This window comes from Shigella sp. FJ200513 (genome assembly GCF_040495915.1).
Classification (GTDB): Bacteria; Pseudomonadota; Gammaproteobacteria; order Enterobacterales; family Enterobacteriaceae; genus ECMA0423.
On sequence record NZ_JBDYCV010000192.1, the window covers coordinates 1 to 3225 of the forward strand.

1 protein-coding gene and 2 pseudogenes are annotated in these 3225 nt (G+C 45.7%); all 3 read left to right on the forward strand.

Features of this window, described 5'->3' with window-relative positions:
- Positions 1–63: 63 nt before the first annotated feature.
- Positions 64–576: pseudogene (locus ABZJ92_RS21120) on the forward strand (fimbrial protein); the annotation flags it as partial.
- 79 nt (positions 577–655) lie between these two features.
- Positions 656–1351 carry a fimbrial biogenesis chaperone gene (locus ABZJ92_RS21125; protein ID WP_000044779.1) on the forward strand — a complete coding sequence of 232 codons (696 nt, stop codon included), beginning with the start codon at positions 656–658 and terminating at the stop codon, positions 1349–1351.
- A 28-nt stretch (positions 1352–1379) separates the two neighbouring features.
- A pseudogene (locus ABZJ92_RS21130) lies at positions 1380–3104 on the forward strand (fimbria/pilus outer membrane usher protein); the annotation flags it as partial.
- Between the last annotated feature and the right edge of the window lie 121 nt (positions 3105–3225).

Consider the following 3225-nt stretch of genomic DNA (forward strand, 5'->3'; position numbering starts at 1 on the left):
CTGATGGAAATGGAAGCCACGCAAGCACCTTAAAATCACCATCATACACTAAATCAGTAAGTTGGCAGCATTACCTTTGATGGCGAGATTTTAAAATCCGCTTGTGAAATCAATGACTCTGATAAGAAAATTGAAGTTGCTCTTGGTCACTATAATGCCGAACAGTTTCGTTCTGTTGGCGATCGTAGCCCAAAAATTCCATTCACTATTCCTTTAGTTAACTGCCCAGTGACTGGGTGGGAGCACGATAACGGCAACGTTGAAGCGTCTTTCCGTTTATGGCTGGAAACGCGGGATAATGGCACCGTCCCTAACTTCCCTAATCTGGCAAAAGTGGGCTCTTTTGCTGGCACAGCGACAACAGGTGTGGGTATCCGTATTGACGATGCGGAAAGCGGAAACCTTATGCCACTGAATGCTATGGGGAATGATAACACGATTTATCAGATCCCAGCGGACTCCAATGGTATTGTCAATGTTGACCTCATCGCTTACTACGTATCAACCGTTGAAGCATCAGAAATCACCCCAGGGGAAGCAGACGCTGTCGTTAACGTAACGCTGGATTACCGTTAATACGTTACGGCGTTATCTGACCTTTCAGATAACGCCCTTTTCCTTCCTCTTTCTCGTTGTATCAGGTTGAAAAATAACTATGTCAAAACGAACATTCGCGGTGATATTAACCTTGTTGTGTAGCTTCTGTATCGGCCAGGCGCTTGCAGGGGGTATCGTTTTACAGCGAACGCGAGTGATCTATGATGCCAGCCGCAAAGAGGCTGCGTTACCTGTCGCAAACAAAGGCGCAGAAACGCCTTATTTACTGCAATCATGGGTAGATAATATAGATGGTAAAAGCCGTGCCCCATTTATTATAACCCCACCGCTATTTCGTCTTGAGGCTAGCGATGACTCATCACTGCGAATTATTAAAACAGCTGATAACCTGCCTGAAAATAAAGAGTCGCTGTTCTACATTAATGTTCGTGCCATTCCAGCAAAGAAAAAATCAGATGATGTTAATGCTAACGAGTTGACGCTGGTATTTAAAACGCGGGTCAAAATGTTTTATCGCCCCGCACACCTGAAGGGACGGGTAAACGATGCGTGGAAATCACTGGAATTTAAACGTAGTGACCATTCACTCAATATATATAACCCAACTGAATATTACGTCGTATTTGCCGGACTGGCAGTCGATAAAACCGATCTCACAAGCAAAATTGAATATATCGCGCCCGGAGAACATAAACAGTTACCACTTCCAGCATCTGGCGGAAAGAACGTGAAATGGGCTGCGATCAACGATTATGGCGGCAGTTCCGGGACAGAAACTCGTCCACTGCAATAAAAAATATAAAAACACAGGCCATCAGGGAATGCCACAACGACACCACCAGGGACATAAACGCACACCGAAACAGTTGGCGCTCATTATCAAACGTTGTTTGCCGATGGTGCTCACTGGCAGCGGCATGCTTTGCACTACCGCTAACGCCGAAGAGTATTATTTCGACCCCATTATGCTGGAAACTACAAAAAGTGGTATGCAAACAACCGATCTGTCACGTTTTTCAAAAAAATACGCACAACTACCAGGAACTTATCAGGTTGATATCTGGCTGAATAAAAAGAAGGTTTCACAGAAAAAAATTACATTTACCGCCAATGCAGAGCAACTTCTGCAGCCACAGTTTACGGTAGAACAACTACGTGAGCTGGGTATTAAGGTGGATGAAATCCCGGCGCTGGCTGAAAAAGATGACGATAGCGTGATCAACTCGCTTGAACAAATCATTCCCGGTACAGCTGCTGAATTTGATTTCAATCATCAGCGACTTAATTTGAGCATTCCCCAAATTGCACTGTACCGTGATGCAAGAGGTTACGTCTCCCCTTCTCGTTGGGACGATGGTATACCAACGCTGTTTACCAACTACTCGTTTACAGGTTCTGATAACCGTTACCGCCAGGGCAATCGTAGCCAACGACAGTACCTGAATATGCAAAATGGTGCTAATTTTGGCCCCTGGCGATTACGTAACTATTCTACGTGGACACGCAACGATCAGGCGTCAAGCTGGAACACTATCAGTAGTTATTTACAACGTGATATCAAGGCGTTGAAGTCTCAGTTGCTTCTGGGAGAAAGCGCCACCAGCGGCAGTATTTTTTCCAGCTACGCCTTTACTGGCGTGCAACTCGCTTCCGACGATAATATGTTGCCAAACAGCCAGCGCGGATTTGCCCCAACGGTACGCGGTATCGCAAACAGTAGTGCAATCGTGACTATCAGGCAAAATGGTTATGTGATCTATCAAAGCAACGTGCCAGCGGGTGCCTTTGAAATTAACGATCTCTACCCCTCTTCCAACAGCGGCGATTTAGAAGTCACGATTGAAGAAAGTGACGGTACACAACGTCGCTTTATCCAGCCTTATTCTTCATTACCCATGATGCAGCGACCTGGGCATCTAAAATATAGCGCGACCGCTGGACGCTATCGCGCTGATGCAAACAGTGATAGCAAGGAACCCGAATTTGCTGAAGCCACGGCAATATATGGTTTGAATAATACTTTTACGCTGTATGGCGGCCTGCTCGGTTCTGAAGATTATTATGCGCTGGGGATCGGTATCGGCGGCACACTTGGCGCACTGGGCGCGTTGTCGATGGATATCAACAGAGCTGACACCCAATTCGATAACCAGCACTCTTTTCATGGCTATCAATGGCGTACTCAGTACATCAAAGATATCCCGGAAACCAACACCAATATCGCTGTTAGCTACTATCGCTATACCAACGATGGCTATTTTAGTTTTGATGAAGCCAATACCCGCAATTGGGGCTATAACAGTCGCCAAAAAAGTGAAATTCAATTCAACATCAGCCAGACAATATTTGATGGGGTAAGTCTGTATGCCTCCGGTTCACAGCAAGACTATTGGGGCAATAACGAGAAAAACAGTAATATCTCTGTTGGGGTTTCCGGCCAGCAATGGGGAATTGGTTACAGCCTGAATTATCAATACAGCCGCTACACTGATGAAAATAATGACCGTGCACTCTCTTTGAATCTCAGTATTCCGTTAGAACGCTGGTGGATTTGCCCCTATATTTCCAGACATCTGTTATCACTTAACCTATTACAAGCCCGCTGCCGCAGATATTCCCGTGGCGAGCGATAACCCAGCGCACTATGCGGATGCCATTCGTTATAAT